Annotated in this window: 15 protein-coding genes; 12 read left to right on the top strand and 3 right to left on the bottom strand. The window is 60.9% G+C overall.

Annotation, left to right across the window (positions count from 1 at the left end; translation table 11 throughout):
• The first annotated feature begins 58 nt into the window (after nucleotides 1-58).
• The 6 genes from NCR40_RS00365 to NCR40_RS00340 all read left to right on the top strand — a co-directional run bounded on the left by NCR40_RS00365 (nucleotide 59) and on the right by NCR40_RS00340 (nucleotide 4,938).
• Nucleotides 59-982, top strand: coding sequence for a hydroxymethylglutaryl-CoA lyase (locus tag NCR40_RS00365; RefSeq protein ID WP_250508465.1), 924 nt, complete (start codon nucleotides 59-61; stop codon nucleotides 980-982).
• Nucleotides 983-1,012: 30 nt separating this feature from the next.
• Nucleotides 1,013-1,516 carry a YbaK/EbsC family protein gene (locus NCR40_RS00360; protein ID WP_250462638.1) on the top strand — a complete coding sequence of 168 codons (504 nt, stop codon included), beginning with the start codon at nucleotides 1,013-1,015 and terminating at the stop codon, nucleotides 1,514-1,516.
• Nucleotides 1,513-2,109 (top strand): DUF1289 domain-containing protein, encoded by a 597-nt coding sequence (locus tag NCR40_RS00355; RefSeq protein ID WP_502800958.1) that lies wholly within the window; start codon nucleotides 1,513-1,515, stop codon nucleotides 2,107-2,109. The genes NCR40_RS00360 and NCR40_RS00355 overlap by 4 nt, the downstream gene beginning before the upstream one ends.
• Complete coding sequence (locus tag NCR40_RS00350; RefSeq protein WP_250508464.1) at nucleotides 2,106-3,017, top strand: MBL fold metallo-hydrolase; 912 nt, start codon at nucleotides 2,106-2,108, stop codon at nucleotides 3,015-3,017. The genes NCR40_RS00355 and NCR40_RS00350 overlap by 4 nt, the downstream gene beginning before the upstream one ends.
• A gap of 454 nt (nucleotides 3,018-3,471) precedes the next feature.
• A complete protein-coding gene (locus tag NCR40_RS00345; RefSeq protein ID WP_250508463.1) occupies nucleotides 3,472-3,954 on the top strand; it encodes a hypothetical protein in 483 nt (160 codons plus the stop codon).
• A gap of 81 nt (nucleotides 3,955-4,035) precedes the next feature.
• Complete coding sequence (locus NCR40_RS00340; protein WP_250508462.1) at nucleotides 4,036-4,938, top strand: DUF7164 domain-containing protein; 903 nt, start codon at nucleotides 4,036-4,038, stop codon at nucleotides 4,936-4,938.
• Nucleotides 4,939-4,969: 31 nt separating this feature from the next.
• On the opposite strand, the gene NCR40_RS00335 is transcribed toward NCR40_RS00340, so the two are convergent.
• Nucleotides 4,970-5,860, bottom strand: coding sequence for an alpha/beta fold hydrolase (locus tag NCR40_RS00335; protein ID WP_250508461.1), 891 nt, complete (start codon nucleotides 5,858-5,860; stop codon nucleotides 4,970-4,972).
• 226 nt (nucleotides 5,861-6,086) lie between these two features.
• Here NCR40_RS00335 and NCR40_RS00330 point away from each other — a divergent pair, with 226 nt between their 5' ends.
• Entirely contained in the window at nucleotides 6,087-7,049 is a 963-nt protein-coding gene (locus tag NCR40_RS00330; RefSeq protein ID WP_250508460.1) for an NAD(P)H-dependent flavin oxidoreductase, read from the top strand.
• 83 nt (nucleotides 7,050-7,132) lie between these two features.
• Here NCR40_RS00330 and NCR40_RS00325 read toward each other — a convergent pair whose 3' ends face one another.
• Complete coding sequence (locus tag NCR40_RS00325; protein ID WP_244826773.1) at nucleotides 7,133-8,227, bottom strand: porin; 1,095 nt, start codon at nucleotides 8,225-8,227, stop codon at nucleotides 7,133-7,135.
• Nucleotides 8,228-8,739: 512 nt separating this feature from the next.
• Nucleotides 8,740-9,138, bottom strand: coding sequence for a hypothetical protein (locus tag NCR40_RS00320; RefSeq protein ID WP_244826772.1), 399 nt, complete (start codon nucleotides 9,136-9,138; stop codon nucleotides 8,740-8,742).
• 477 nt (nucleotides 9,139-9,615) lie between these two features.
• Here NCR40_RS00320 and NCR40_RS00315 point away from each other — a divergent pair, with 477 nt between their 5' ends.
• From NCR40_RS00315 to NCR40_RS00295, 5 genes are all read left to right on the top strand, one after another.
• Entirely contained in the window at nucleotides 9,616-10,635 is a 1,020-nt protein-coding gene (locus NCR40_RS00315) for a bile acid:sodium symporter family protein (RefSeq protein ID WP_250508459.1), read from the top strand.
• A 270-nt stretch (nucleotides 10,636-10,905) separates the two neighbouring features.
• Nucleotides 10,906-11,952 carry an acyl-CoA dehydrogenase family protein gene (locus NCR40_RS00310; RefSeq protein WP_250508458.1) on the top strand — a complete coding sequence of 349 codons (1,047 nt, stop codon included), beginning with the start codon at nucleotides 10,906-10,908 and terminating at the stop codon, nucleotides 11,950-11,952.
• On the top strand, nucleotides 11,940-12,746 hold the full coding sequence (locus tag NCR40_RS00305; RefSeq protein ID WP_244826769.1) for a PIG-L deacetylase family protein: 807 nt from the start codon (nucleotides 11,940-11,942) through the stop codon (nucleotides 12,744-12,746). The genes NCR40_RS00310 and NCR40_RS00305 overlap by 13 nt, the downstream gene beginning before the upstream one ends.
• Nucleotides 12,743-13,351, top strand: coding sequence for a class I SAM-dependent DNA methyltransferase (locus NCR40_RS00300; RefSeq protein ID WP_250508457.1), 609 nt, complete (start codon nucleotides 12,743-12,745; stop codon nucleotides 13,349-13,351). The genes NCR40_RS00305 and NCR40_RS00300 overlap by 4 nt, the downstream gene beginning before the upstream one ends.
• Before the next feature lie 194 nt (nucleotides 13,352-13,545).
• A complete protein-coding gene (locus NCR40_RS00295) occupies nucleotides 13,546-14,547 on the top strand; it encodes a LacI family DNA-binding transcriptional regulator (protein WP_244826767.1) in 1,002 nt (333 codons plus the stop codon).
• Nucleotides 14,548-14,559: the final 12 nt, after the last annotated feature.

The raw sequence follows: 14,559 nt of genomic DNA, 5'->3' as shown, positions 1-14,559 counted from the left end.
GATGTGGCAAACTGGCTGACGCAACGAACCGACGCCAGAGAATCGCAAGGAGACAGACATGATCCCCACTCAAGTCAAAATCGTCGAAGTCGGGCCGCGCGACGGCTTGCAGAACGAGAAGGAATTCGTCGCCACGGAAACCAAGATCGAGCTCGTGAACCGGCTCGCGCGTGCGGGCATCGTCAATGTGGAATCGACTTCGTTCGTCTCGCCGAAATGGGTGCCGCAAATGGCGGATGCCAGCGCGTTGATGGCGGGCATCGAGCGTCGCGCGGGCACCATTTACTCCGTGCTCACGCCGAATTTGCGCGGCTTCGAGGGCGCGCTCGAAGCAAAGGCCGACGAGATCGTCATCTTCGGCGCGGCAAGCGAGGCGTTCTCGCAAAAGAATATCAATTGCAGCATCGCGGAAAGCATCGCGCGCTTCGAGCCGGTCGCGAAAGCCGCGAAGGACGCAGGCTTGCGTCTGCGCGGCAGCATCTCGTGCGCGCTCGGCTGTCCGTATCAGGGCGAGGTGAGCGTGGCGTCGGTGGTGGATGTCGTCGAGCGCATGAAGGCGCTCGGCTGCGACGAAATCGATATCGCGGATACCATCGGCGTCGGCACGCCCAAGCGCACGCGCGAAGTGTTGGCGGCGGCGTCGAAAGCGTTTCCGCGCGAACGCCTGTCAGGACATTTCCACGATACTTATGGGCAGGCCATCGGCAACATTTATGCGGCGCTGCTCGAAGGCATCGAGATATTTCATGCGTCGGTTGCGGGGCTCGGCGGCTGTCCGTATGCCAAGGGCGCGACAGGCAACATCGCGACCGAAGACGTCGTGTATCTGATGAATGGACTCGGCATCCAGACGGGCATCGACCTGGATCGACTGGTCGAGACAGGCGACTTCATTTCGCGCGCCATCGGCAAGCCGAGTTCGTCGCCTGCGGGCAAGGCGCTGCTCGCCAAGCAGCGCGACGCCGTTGCCGCCTGCGTCTGACCCGTTGATCGTTCGATGGAAAGGAAAGCAATGACCGAAGTACAGAATCTCGATGACCTCCCCGATTCCGCGCGCCGCGTCGCGCTTCTGTTGCAGGAACGCGGTCACGCGCGGCCCGTCGTGATGCTGCCGGAAACCGGCAAGACATCGGCGGAAGCGGCGGCGGGATTGAACTGTTCCGTGGCGCAGATCGCCAAGTCCATTCTCTTCCGGCGCCGCGACGACGACGCGCCCGTGCTCGTGATCGCAAGCGGCGCGAATCGCGTGGACGAAGCGAAGGTCGCGGCGCACGTCGGCGAACTGGCGCGCGCGGATGCGAAGTTCGTGCGCGAGAAAACCGGCTATGCCATTGGCGGCGTATGTCCGATCGGTCATGCGACCGAACCCGTGACGCTCATCGACGAAGACTTGCTCACGCTCGAAAGCCTGTGGGCGGCGGCGGGTCATCCGCACGCGGTGTTCAATCTGACGCCGCAAGAACTCGTGTCGCTGACGGGCGCGCCGGTCGTCGATGTCGCCTTGCGCGCATCATGAAAGGCGAAGTCGCGTCGCCGTGCGTGGACGTCTGCCGCATGAATCCGGAGACGGGCTTTTGCGACGGCTGCCTGCGCACCATCGACGAAATTGTGGCGTGGTCATCCATTGACGATAACGCGAAACGCGACGTGCTCGCGCGTGGCGAAAGCCGTCGTCGCGGCGCGCGCGTGGTGCGTATCGGCGAATCGTTCGAAGCGACGCTTGCCTTGCCGGCGGACTCCATTCGCCACTTCGCCACGCTCGTCAACGACACCAACCCGCTGCATCACGACGAAGCGTATGCGCGCGCCAGCCGTTTCGGCTCGCTGATCGCGTCGGGCACGCAACCGACCGCGCATCTCATGGCGATGATCGCCGAACACTTCTCGACTTACGCGCAACCGCTCGGACTGGAGTTCGGCATCAAGCTCACGCGCGCGGTGAAGGCCGACGACGTGCTCGCCATGCGCTGGCAAGTGCTCGATGCAAAGTGGAAGACGAGCCTTCGCGGCGACCTGGTGAAGCTCGCGGGCCGCGCGGTGAATCAGCTTGGCGAGACGGTGATCGAGGCGACGGCGACTATCGTCGTCATGCCGAAGGAGCAAGCGTGATCGCGCTGCCCGCTTCCATGACGGTGTTCGAGCGCGGCTGGTTGTCGTCGAACAACGTGCTCTTCGCGAGCGATGAGGGCACGGCGTTGATCGACACGGGCTACGTCTCGCACGCGCCGCAAACGCTGGCGCTCGTGCAGCACGCGCTCGGTGCGCGCAAGCTCGATCTGATCGTCAACACGCACTTGCATTCGGATCACTGCGGCGGCAACGCACTGCTGCAACGCACCTATGCGTGCAATACGCTGATCCCGCAAAGTGAAGCGCACGCGGTGCGTGTCTGGGACGAAGAGGCGCTGACGTTTCACGCCACGGCGCAGCGTTGTGACCGGTTCACGTTCGACGGCACGGTCGAGAATGGCGCCACGCTCATGCTCGGCGGCTTCGAATGGTCCGTGCTGGGCGCGCCGGGCCACGATCCGCACTCGCTCATGCTGTATTGCGCCGAGGCGCGCATCCTCATCAGCGCGGACGCGTTATGGGAAAACGGCTTTGGCGTGATTTTTCCGGAACTCGAAGGCGAAAGCGGTTTTGCGGAAGAACGCGCGGTGCTCGATCTCATCGCGCAACTCGATGTCGATGTCGTCGTTCCGGGCCACGGCGCGCCTTTCACCGATGTCGCGCGCGCACTCGACGTGGCCGCGTCGCGGCTCGACTATCTGCGTGCCGACCCTGCCCGCAACGCAAAGAACGCGCTGAAAGTGCTGATCGTCTTCAAGTTGATGGACGTGCGTTCGATGCCCTTCGACACCTTGCTCGCGATGACCGCATCTGCCCGCGCCATGCGCGCCGCCGCGAACGCGCTTGCCGCGCCCGCGCAGCATCGCGCATTGCTGGAGAAGATCGTCGGGGAATTGGCGCGCGGCGGATCGCTCACCGTGGAAGGCGACATGCTCTCGGCGGTATGAACTCCGCGCGCAAAAAGAAAGCCGCTTGTCAGCTACGGCAAGCGGCGGAATAGTATGGACGTGATCAACGTCGACGCCATCGTAACCCGCCGCTATATCACGTGCATCGGTGCTTTCCCTACAGTAAGTTGACGACAAGCGCACACTAAAGGCAACCATGTTCGCGCTATCGACACTCATTTTTATGCCATTTAATGCGATTTGCATGTGTGGCAAAGCGATGCATAAAGCCGTAAGCTCAAGGACAAAACAGGCATGACTTTGCTCAAGTAATAAGAAAAATCGGCATTGATGCAGGCAATTGCTTCCGCTACGATTAAAAACGCCCGAGATTACTTGAATTTAAGTAATTTTGAGCCTCCATTTTTACAACTCAATACAAATCATAATGGACATTAATCGTAGAAAAATCGTATCTGCATCCACTGTAGCGGTCCCGTTACTAGCGGGGTTAATGACATCCACGGCAAGCCAGGCACAGACGACAACAGCTCAGGGGCGTTATCTCAGTATTCGTTTGAGAGACTCCGAGCTGCTACCCACCACGCAGATTTCGAACGCGAAAAGATGGAATTTCCTGCATTTCGGTTTGCCTTATGACCAGGTAAGCCATGTTAATCCCGATGGTTCATTGAGCCTGCCAAATGGCGTGTACGCTGTCGCGGGGCAAATGGTCGTTTCGGTGGCGGACGCGAACCTGGCTCAGGTGTCGATCAACAGAAGCGAGCCGAACCTGGCCGCAAGCGGCAAGGATGCATTCTACGACGACCCCTACTATTTCAAGGTAGCCACCGATCATGGGGGCAAGGCCGGCAATGTTATTATTCCTTTCAGCGGCATGCTTCAGTTGACTACCTGGACCGATTTTGCAATCTACACTTCGACCAACGTCTCTCTGCAGTCTGGCACTACGCTATTTATCTTTCCCGTGATCTAAGCGAGCAGAAGTGCCAAGTGCCGGCAAGCGCAGGCCCACTTCGCCGCTGGCACTGAATAAATGTATCGTTAAAGGTCTTTCTTGAATCAAGCACGAAAAGATATCGGCATACTGGTATATGTAGACAATGTTCCGAGTAACATCGAGGAATTTGGCTGGCTCTATAAGAGCATCATCCATACAGGCTTGTTTGACCGAAGCACGTTAATCGTTGCGTGCCATCCGGAAGCAACATCTAAACTGCCGCGAGACAGTAATATAGTCGTTATTCCGAGCGTTCCTTATTCTCAGAAAAACAGCGAATGGTCGGATTATGGATACATCAATTCTGTCGCCAATCTCTGCGATAAAGCCGTTTTAGACGTTTGTCGGCAGTTCGATTACATTCTGAAAACCGATTGCGACACCTTTGTGACGCCCGCGCTGTCGAAGTTTCATCCTGCCGGCCTTTGCTTTGGTTTCGGAGCCTACGCATATGAGGCGTCGGTCCGACAGAAACTTAACGAATGCAGTGCCCGGTGGGGATTGCCTCATTCTGGCTTACATAATATTGGTGCGTCGGTGCTGGGGCCATCGACAATGGTGTGCGACTTCCTGCCGGCTCAAATGGACTGTTGCATTCGCCTGCTCGACGAGGAGTTCCGAGACTTCCGTGGAGAGTGGCCAGGCTGGTGCAGAAACGTGATTACCATGTATGCGGGAGAGCTAGCGCTACGTCGCACGTATCCGCAGCGTTGCTCCATAGGACTTCTCGACCATTTCCCCTACGCGTCGCTTACGCATGGCAGCGATGTCCTGCATATTCATGCGTGGCAAACAGACGAGTACTGGTCGAAATTGAAGTATCGCGAAGGCGCATACGATCACATTGCGCTGCAGGACATCGATAGGTCCACGCTGGGTGGTTATTGCCACTGGCTGGCGGCGTCCGATATAGAACAAGTCCGGGCCGAAGCCAACCAAGCACTTTCGACCCATGCGTAAGGCCGCCGCGTCTGAGATCATCGGCTCTTTGTCAGCAGAACTCTGCTTCGAAGAACGCACGCATCTCCACGAGTAACTCCTGCGGCACTTCCTCTGGCACGTAATGGCCGCAATCGAGCGCGCGACCGCTTACGTCGCGCGCGACGCGCCGCCATTGACCAAGCACGTCAAACGCGCGCTCTAGCACGCCTTGCTCGCCCCACAGCACGCGCACGGGGCACGCTATCTTCACGCCGCGCTCGGTGTCGTCCCGGTCGTGTTCGAGGTCGATGCCCGCCGACGCACGATAGTCCTCGCATGTCGCAAACACCGCATCGGGCGCGGCCAGCGCATCGCGATATGCCTGCAGCGCGTGCGGCGCGAACGGCGCAAGACCCGCACGGCCACGGCCCATCAAGTGTTCGATGAACCCGGTCGTATCGGCGCCGATCATCTTTTCCGGAAAGGGCGATGGCTGGTTCATCAGGAACCAGTGGAAGTTGGCGCTTAACAACGCGCGGTCAGTGGCTTCGAACATCGCAAGCGTCGGCACGATATCGAGCAGCATCAGGCGATCGACGGCATCGGGAAAATCGATCGCCATCCGATGCGCGACGCGCGCTCCGCGATCGTGCGCGCACACAAGAAAACGTTCGAAGCCGAAGTGACGCATGACCGCGACTTGATCGGCGGCCATGGCGCGTTTGGAGTAAGGCGCGTGGCGTTCGTCGCTCGGCGGCTTGGCCGATGCGCCATAGCCGCGCAAGTCGGTGGCGATCACGGTGAAGTGCCGCGCGAGTTCATCGGCGCATGAATGCCAGATCTCGTGCGTTTGCGGATAGCCATGCAAAAGCAAAAGCGGCGGGCCGTCTCCGCCCTTCTCGCCGACGATCTCGACGCCCGCCGCATTCACGCGAAACGGCTCGTAGCCTCTGAAGGACATGGTGTTTTCTTGTTCGTGGCGTAGCGGTCCATTGTAGGCGCGGCATTCCGAATGCTCGATGAGCAACGTGCACACAAACGGTGAAACCGAGGATTTCCTCGGGAATCGGAGGATGACAGGGCTGCGGCGCCTGTGCCTATAATCGAACGATCGTGCGTCTCAATTTAGCCGCTCGAAGACGACGCCCCAACCGTAAAATAAGTACGACATCCCGGAGACTCGCGCCATGGCACTTCCCGCCGTACTGCAGAACCTTGCATTGCCGGTCGTCGGCTCGCCGATGTTCATCGTCAGCTATCCCGAACTCGTGCTTGCGCAATGCAAGGCGGGCATCGTCGGTTCGTTTCCGGCGCTCAACGCGCGTCCCGCCGAATTGCTCGACGAATGGCTCACGCAGATTCAGGCATCGCTCTCCGAACACAAGTCCGCGAACCCGAATGCGGTCATCGGACCGATCGCGGTGAATCAGATCATCCACCAGTCGAACGCGCGGCTCGAACAGGATGTGCGCGTGTGCGTCGAGCACAAGGTGCCGATCTTCATCACGAGCCTGCGCGCACCGGTAAAGGAAATGATCGATGCGGTGCATTCGTACGGCGGGATCGTGCTGCATGACGTGATCAACTTGCGGCACGCGCAAAAGGCGCTCGAAGCGGGCGTCGACGGGCTGATTCTCGTGGCGGCGGGCGCGGGCGGCCACGCCGGCACGATCTCGCCGTTCGCGCTCGTCGGCGAAGTGCGGCGCATGTTCGACGGCCCCATCGTGCTGTCAGGCTCCATCGCCAACGGCGGCTCGATTCTCGCCGCGCAGGCCATGGGCGCGGACCTCGCTTACATGGGCACGCGCTTCATCGCGACGCGCGAGGCGCACGCGCTCGACAGCTACAAGCAGGCTATCGTCGATGCCAACGCCGCCGACATCATCTATACGAACCTCTTCACCGGCGTGCATGGCAACTACATTCGCCAGAGTATCGTGAATGCGGGACTCGATCCCGAAGCGCTGCCGCAGTCCGACAAGACCGCGATGAATTTCGGTGACAGCGCGGCCAAGGCGAAAGCGTGGAAGGACATCTGGGGCGCGGGCCAGGGCGTAGGCCTGATGGACGATGTACCGAGCGTCGCGCAACTGGTCGCGCGCTTGCGTCAGGAATACGACGAGGCGAAGTCGCGTTTGCGGATCGGCTGAAACGCTCGTCGCAGAGATTCAGATGAAAAAAAGCGCGTTCCGTTGATTATCCGGAACGCGCTTTTCGTTTGCTGCCGCAAGACTCAGAACTTGGCGCGAATGCCGACGCCGAAGGTATCGCCCGAAGACATGCTCGTGTACTTGTCGTTCAGGTACGCGGCATAGACGTCGGTACGCTTCGACAGCGGGTAGTCGTAGCCTACGGCCCAGCTCTTATGCGTCTGGTCCAGACCGCCGTTGCTGCGCGAATACGCGTAGGACGCCATTACCAGGCCCGGGCCGAGCGGCACCGTCACACCGCCCTGCCCCGTGTTCACGTGGAACGTGCCGGGGTCGATGTCGTTCTTCGTGTACATGTACTGGGCGAAGAACTTCACGTACTTCAAGTCGTACGACGCACCCAACTGGGCAACGCTCTGGCTCTTGTAGCCGGGAATGGCGAAGGCGTTCGAGGTAACCAGATCGCCCGGCGTGTTGTTGAAGTTCACATATTGATAAACGCCGGTCGCGGCGAACGGGCCGTGGAAGTACAGGAACTGCGCGCTGTACTTCTTCGAGCGGCCATCGCCCGCGTTGTTGCCGAAGCTGTACATTGCGCTGCCGGACAAGCCGTTGAAGTCGGGCGTCGTGTACTGCAACGAGTTGTTCCAGCCCGAATCGCCCGTCACGCCCTGATCCGTCGTGTAGGTCGGGAACGTGCCCTGACCGAGGAACACGTGATAGACCATCGGCGAGAAGACATACGAGTCGACGAACGGGTTGAACAGAATCGTCGAAACGAACAACTGCGTCGTCAGGCGGCCAGCGGTGAACGTACCGATTGGCCCTTGAATACCAACATACGAGTTACGTGCAAAGAACGTGTCGCCCTGGAAGCGACCGTATTGGCCGTTCTGCGCGCGGAAGAAGCTTTCCAGGGTGAAGATCGCCTTGTAGCCGTTGCCCAGATCTTCGGCGCCCTTCAAGCCCCAGTACGACGTGGACATACCGCCGCCGCTCACATTCCAGGCGCGATCGCCGCCGGGAAACTTTTGTGCGCCGACCCATTCGTCGACCTGACCGTAAAGCGAGACGCTCGATTGCGCCTGCGCCGCGCCCGCGGCGAGAAAGCCGAACATGGCGGCGACTACGGTGGCCTTGACCGTGGTCTTCATCGCACGGTTGACGGTTGGCTTCATGAACTCTCCTGTCGTTTGTCAAAAATTGAATGCTTGGCGGGCGAGGAACGGTGCACTCGCCTCTTCTGTCGGCTAATGATTTCGGCGAGAGCGGTGTCGCTAGTGGAGCGGCACCATCTTTACGGACCATTTTTCCGGTCAAAAATGTTTTTGGTTATTGCGGGTATCACGGTTTGAATAGGCAGGCGCGCCTTTTCACGCTTCGATGCGCGTCGCTTCTCGCGTCAAAGCCGAATCGTTCCGAGCGGTCTTTATAGGAAGCCGAGCAACGGCGCGCCTTTGAAGGCGATGAAAGGGAAATCGAAACTGCTTTGGATTGCGAAATCCCGCGCAGGGCGCATTGTCCGTGCAGCGCGAAAAGAGAGGAATGTTTATGCGGTCACGAATGAACAACTGTGGCGTGATTGCGTCACCGTCACGGCGCAACTAGACGCGCAATTAATTTTTAGTTAACCACGAAGTTAACGCGCAAGCATTGCGGAATTGCAACAAGACGTCGCAGCAGATGAAGCTCAGTTGCGGAAGTTGGCGTTGCCGGAGGTGCGGCCGTCATCGACCGGGCGGCCGGGTTGACGTGGCAGGCTGCGCTCTTCGTTATAGCGGGCGATGTCCGCGCGAATGGAACCCGCGCCTCTGAGCGACGCCGCCTGTTCGGCGCGCGGCACGGGCCGCACTTCGGCGCTCACTGGCGTGAGACCGTCCTTGGCGGCAACCGGCGTATGGTGCAGCGACTGACGGCTGCTCGCGGAATCTTGAAACACCGCCGACGACAGCCATTCGACACGCGGACCGGCGAGCGCGAGCGAACCCGCGACCGCCAGCGAAGAGATCGCGGTGGCTGCAAGAAAGCGAGTCGTAGTGCGTATGCCGATGAGCGCCATGTCGAGAAAACAGCCAGTGTCCGACACCATCCCTGCCCGTTAGCGACGCAAAAAGAGAAGTCGACGCCCAACGGACAACCGGTCAAAGTCGGACCAATGGCGACGGCGAGGAGATCTCGCGCGCACTCGTCGACCGGCATGCTCCACAATTTATTTCGCCCGGCGTCGGCCGTCGAGCCAAAAAGTGTTAGGCCCGATTCATGGTTGTAACACCATGTTACGTCGGAGTTTTTCCGCTGCATCCTGCTGATTTGAAAGACAAATCGTCCGATGAAAAAAGTCGCTCACGGAGGATTTGCGCACTGTCGAAGTGACCGGTCTGGCGGCCCGGTTGGTGCTTCTGCATCGAAGGAAAACAAGTGCGCTCATGCGCGGTGGTAATCAATCAATCCTGTAAATGAATTTGCCTTTTCAATCGCCTACGAGCGAAAATCATGGTTTTTACTGACTTGACGCGCGCGGTACCCGAATACTTCGGCCCGTAAGCACGAGTGCGAGATCCAACCGATGGCGCGGCCCAAACTTCTTCCCGATAACTTCACGCTGGCGCTCGTCAGCACGGTCATCCTCGCGAGCTTTTTGCCTTGTCGCGGCAACGTGGCCACGGCGTTCAACTGGATCACCAACGTTGCTATCGGGCTGCTGTTCTTTCTGCATGGCGCAAAGCTTTCCCGCGAGGCGATCGTCGCTGGCGCAACACACTGGCGGCTGCATCTGCTCGTTCTGTTGAGCACTTTCGTGCTGTTCCCGTTGCTTGGCTTCGCGCTCAAGCCGTTGCTCATGCCGCTCGTCACGCCTGCCCTTTACACCGGCATTCTGTTCCTGTGCACATTGCCCTCCACGGTGCAGTCGTCGATCGCGTTCACATCGATGGCAAAAGGCAACGTGCCTGCGGCGGTATGCAGCGCGTCGGCGTCCAGCCTGCTCGGCATCTTCATTACGCCTGCGCTCGTCGGCTTGCTCGTGACGAGCAATGGCGCGACAACGGGTTCGCCGTGGCATACGGTTGGCAGTATCGTCATGCAATTGCTCGTGCCGTTCGTGGCGGGGCAGTTGCTACGTCCGGCTATCGGCAAGTGGATCGACCGGCGCAAGGCGGTGCTCAAGTTCGTCGATCAAGGCTCGATTCTGCTCGTGGTCTATGTCGCGTTCAGCGAAGCCGTGAACGAAGGCATCTGGCATTCGATTTCCGCTTCCACGCTTTTGGGCCTTCTCGTCGTCAACGTGCTGCTGCTCACCGTCGCGCTCCTGGTAACGGCCTTCACCGCGCGGCGTCTCGGTTTCAGCCGCGCCGATCAAATCACCATCATCTTCTGCGGTTCGAAGAAGAGCCTCGCTTCCGGCATTCCAATGGCGAAGGTGATTTTCGCGTCCCATACGGTTGGCGCCGTCGTGCTCCCGTTGATGCTGTTCCATCAAATTCAGTTAATGGTGTGCGCGGTCCTGGCGCAACGTTGGGGCGCGCGTAAGACCGCGGCTGAACCCCCGCGCGAAGGCAAGAACATCGCCGCAACCGCGCGGCGCTGACACGTCCATCATCGTTTCCCGACAAAGGCCGCCTCGTGCGGCCTTTGTGCATTTGAACCCGTCTGATCGATACCGTCGACTCGGCCGGACGGCGTAAGTCGATTTGCCTGACTCCTGTCCGGCGCTTTTGCTTATCCCGTCTGGCTGAATGGCGTCCGGGCATGTCGCTTGCCACACTCTTGTCCAAGTAATACGCAAACGAGAACAGGAGATGTCCATGCGGAACGCTAGCGCCCTCCAGCACAGCGAAGATTGGGAGTGAGTCACGCCATGTCACTTGCCTCGGCCGCCGAGCCGCTTGTATCGGCATCCGCCCTGCAAGCATGTCTCGGAGATTTGTCTTTTCAGCGCGGCAACGCAGACGACACGGCTCGCGCCCTACGCGTGCTGATCGACGCGCGCCTCGACCGGCTGCCCTTGCCCGGACGCGGCGCCACGCGTGAGCGCTGGCGCGCGCTCGGCGCCGTCGCCGCTTTCGACCTCGCGCTCGTCAAACTGTACGAAGGCCATACGGACGCGCTCGCCATCCTCGCCGAACTCGACGAAAAGCATCACGCCTCGAACGAAGCGTGGGGCGTATGGGCCGCCGAGCCGCCGAACGCCCGCCTTGCGGCCATAGGCAACCCGGAGTCGGACGATGTGCTTCTTCACGGCGTCAAGGCGTGGTGTTCCGGCGCGGCTTCGGTGACACACGCGCTCGTGACGGCTTGGAACGAGCGCGGAGAGCCGATGCTCGCCGCCGTCGATATCCGCCAGCCGGGCGTCAAGGTGACGCGCGAAGGCTGGTTTGCCGTCGGCATGCAAGCAAGCGCGAGCGTCGATGTCCACTTCGACAACGTGCCTGCGCGGCGAATCGGCAAGCCGGGAAGCTATGTCGAGCGTCCTGGCTTTTGGCAAGGCGGCGCGGGCATTGCAGCGTGCTGGTTCGGCGCGGCGGCGGGCATTGCGCGCTTCGTCGAAAAGGGCGCGCGACGCGGCGCCGATCCGTACAAGCTCGCGCATCTCGGCGCTATCGACACCACGCTTTGCGCCACGGTCGCGCTGCTGCGCGAAACGGCGGCATTCATCGACCGCGAGCCGCAGGCCAACGCCATGCTCGCTGCCATGCGCGCGCGTCTGGCGGCCGAACGCTGCGCCGCGCATGTCATCGAGCATGCGGGCCGCGCGCTCGGAGCGGCGCCACTCTGCCGCGACGATCACTTCGCTCACTTGATGGCGGATTTGCCGGTCTTCATCAGACAAAGCCACGCGGAACGCGACGAGGCATCGCTCGCGGAACATCTGCTCGAACGGGAGCCTGACTCATGGAAAGTTTGACGACGCAAGAGCCGAAGGCGCTCGCCGAAACCGGTGCGCCGGAGCACGACAGGGTAATCGAAGGGCGAGGCACGCCCGAGAAAAGCTGGCAAGATTGGGGCAAGCTGAGCGCGCTACCGGAAGTCGATCCCGCCGATCTCGTCCCGCTGGGCGGCCGCGCTGTCGTCGTGGCGCCACACCCGGACGACGAAGTGCTCGGTACGGGCGGATTACTTTCACGCCTCTCGGAATTAAGCCGGAACGTGTTGATCGTCGCCGTGACGGACGGCACCGCGAGCCATCCGGAATCGACCGAATGGACGCCGGATCGCCTTGCCAGCGTGCGTCCGCAAGAAACGCGGGACGCCTTGCAGCGGCTGCATCTGCGTAACGCGCAAGTCGTCCGGCTGGGCTTGCCGGATGGCGGGGCGCGACAAATCGAAGCGGATCTATCAGTACTTCTGGCTAAATTTCTTCAGCCTGGTGACATCGTTTTCACTACGTGGCGGTACGATGGCCATCCCGATCACGAGGCCGTCGGGCGCGCCACGTGTCTGGCCGCGAACGAGCTTGGTTTGCCGTTTGTCGAAGTGCCGCTTTGGACCTGGCACTGGGCGTCGCCGGACGATTCGCGCGTGCCGTGGAGCCGCGCGCGGCGCATCGCCCTGGACGCGGCAACGCACACCAGGAAGCTCCGGGCCGTGCAAGCCTTCAGAAGCCAGACCGAGCCGGATAAAACGACCGGACAAGCGCCGGTTCTGCCCGAGCATGTTCTGGCCCGCCTGACGAGGCCCTTCGAAGTCATTCTCATATGAGCAACATCAACGATCCGAAGCAGTACTTTGACCAGCTTTACAAGGACAACGACGATCCCTGGAAGATCAGGAACCGTTGGTACGAACGCCGCAAGCGCGCGTTGACGCTAGCCACGCTTCCCAACGACCGCTACGCGCGCGCATTCGAACCGGGCTGCGGCAACGGTGAACTAACGGCGCTGCTTGCCGCGCGCTGCGACGAAGTCGTCGCCACGGACATCAGCGCGGACGCCGTCGAGCTGACGCGGCAGCGCATCGCGCAATTCGACAACGTGACGGTCGAGCACATGCTGCTTCCGGACGCGTGGCCCGAAGGCAAGTTCGATCTCGTGCTCCTCAGCGAAATCGGCTATTACCTCGATGAGCCGCAGCTGTGGCATATCGTCGAACATGTGCGCCGCACGCTTACGCCGGACGGAACGGTCGTGGCATGCCACTGGCGAAAACCCATGGAAGGCTGGACGCATACCGGCGAAGACGTGCACGCGCGTCTGCGCGGTCGAATGGGCTTGCCGCTCTTGTGCCACTACTGGGACGACGACCTTCTACTCGACGTTTGGACGCCCGACAAGCGTTCGGTACACCAGCGCGAAGGCTCGATGTAAATGTTTTCTGCTTTTTACTAAACAAACAAGAAGGCTTCAAACGCCATACAGCATTGGGCTTAGTGGTTCCCCCACCCTGTCCCCACGGTTTGTTTTGCGGTTTTTTACTATACAATCGCCGCAAAACGAATGTAGCCGGTTCGCGCTAAACACCGCGCGCGCCGCAGGAAATCCGCGGAGACAGAATCACCACGATGGCCACCACCATTCGCGATGTCGCGCGCGCGGCAAGCGTCTCGATCGGGACGGTGTCACGCGCGCTCAAGAACCAGCCGGGGCTGTCGGAAGCCACGCGCGTGCGCGTCGTCGAAGTCGCGCAGCAACTCGGTTACGATGCCGCGCAACTGCGCACGCGCATTCGTCGTGTCACGTTTCTGCTGCATCGGCAGCACAACAACTTCGCCGCCAGCCCGTTTTTCTCGCATGTGCTGCATGGCTTCGAGGAAGCCTGTCGAGAACATCGGCTCGTGCCGTCGGTGTTGACCGCGGGTCCCACGCTCGATCTCGCGCAGCAAATGCGCCTGCACGCTCCCGACGCCATCGCGGTCGCGGGCTTCGTCGAGCCGGAACTGCTTGCGCATCTGCACTCGCTGGCGCGCCCCACGGTGCTCATCGACCTGCGCGCGCCGGGCTTTCGCTCGGTAAACATCGACAACGTAAGGGGCGCGTCGCTTGCAATGCAGCATCTGTTCGCGCAAGGGCGGCGGCGCGTGGCGTTCATCGGCGGGTCGCTTGCGCATTACAGCATCGCGCAGCGCGCGCTCGGCTATCGCAAGGCGTATTTCGATGCCGGCCTGCTGTTCGACCCAATGCTGGAACTCGTCACGCACCCTGGATCGCCTCCCGATCTCGCCGCCGCCGACGCCATGCAGCGGCTGATCGGCGAGTCGCGCGCGCAATCCATTCCTTTGCCCGACGCGGTTTTCGCCTATAACGATGCAGCGGCCCTCGCCGCCATGCGCGTATGCCTCGCGCACGGCATGCGCGTGCCGGAGGACATCGCCTTCGTCGGTTTCGACGATATCCCGGCCGCCGCGCAGAGCACGCCGCCGCTTTCGACCGTGACGGTCGACAAGGAAGCGCTCGGCCGTCGTGGCGTCGACTTGTTGCTGGAGGACAATGCGAACCCGCCGGGGCAGGCCGACACGCTGGTGGGCGTCGATTTCATCGCCCGCGCGAGCTCCGGCCAGATATGAGATGAGCGATAC

This window comes from Caballeronia sp. GACF4, assembly GCF_023631025.1.
Lineage (GTDB): Bacteria > Pseudomonadota > Gammaproteobacteria > Burkholderiales > Burkholderiaceae > Caballeronia.
This window is presented reverse-complemented; position numbering and strand designations above follow the sequence as displayed.

Bases quoted from the DNA above. Each gene is read 5' to 3' on its own strand.
- NCR40_RS00320 (WP_244826772.1), bottom strand. From the start codon at position 9,138: ATGGTGTCGGACACTGGCTGTTTTCTCGACATGGCGCTCATCGGCATA.
- NCR40_RS00355 (WP_502800958.1), top strand. From the start codon at position 1,513: ATGAAAGGCGAAGTCGCGTCGCCGTGCGTGGACGTCTGCCGCATGAAT.
- NCR40_RS00300 (WP_250508457.1), top strand. From the start codon at position 12,743: ATGAGCAACATCAACGATCCGAAGCAGTACTTTGACCAGCTTTACAAG.
- NCR40_RS00325 (WP_244826773.1), bottom strand. From the start codon at position 8,227: ATGAAGCCAACCGTCAACCGTGCGATGAAGACCACGGTCAAGGCCACC.
- NCR40_RS00345 (WP_250508463.1), top strand. From the start codon at position 3,472: ATGACATCCACGGCAAGCCAGGCACAGACGACAACAGCTCAGGGGCGT.
- NCR40_RS00305 (WP_244826769.1), top strand. From the start codon at position 11,940: ATGGAAAGTTTGACGACGCAAGAGCCGAAGGCGCTCGCCGAAACCGGT.
- NCR40_RS00315 (WP_250508459.1), top strand. From the start codon at position 9,616: ATGGCGCGGCCCAAACTTCTTCCCGATAACTTCACGCTGGCGCTCGTC.
- NCR40_RS00335 (WP_250508461.1), bottom strand. From the start codon at position 5,860: ATGTCCTTCAGAGGCTACGAGCCGTTTCGCGTGAATGCGGCGGGCGTC.
- NCR40_RS00295 (WP_244826767.1), top strand. From the start codon at position 13,546: ATGGCCACCACCATTCGCGATGTCGCGCGCGCGGCAAGCGTCTCGATC.
- NCR40_RS00310 (WP_250508458.1), top strand. From the start codon at position 10,906: ATGTCACTTGCCTCGGCCGCCGAGCCGCTTGTATCGGCATCCGCCCTG.
- NCR40_RS00365 (WP_250508465.1), top strand. From the start codon at position 59: ATGATCCCCACTCAAGTCAAAATCGTCGAAGTCGGGCCGCGCGACGGC.
- NCR40_RS00330 (WP_250508460.1), top strand. From the start codon at position 6,087: ATGGCACTTCCCGCCGTACTGCAGAACCTTGCATTGCCGGTCGTCGGC.
- NCR40_RS00360 (WP_250462638.1), top strand. From the start codon at position 1,013: ATGACCGAAGTACAGAATCTCGATGACCTCCCCGATTCCGCGCGCCGC.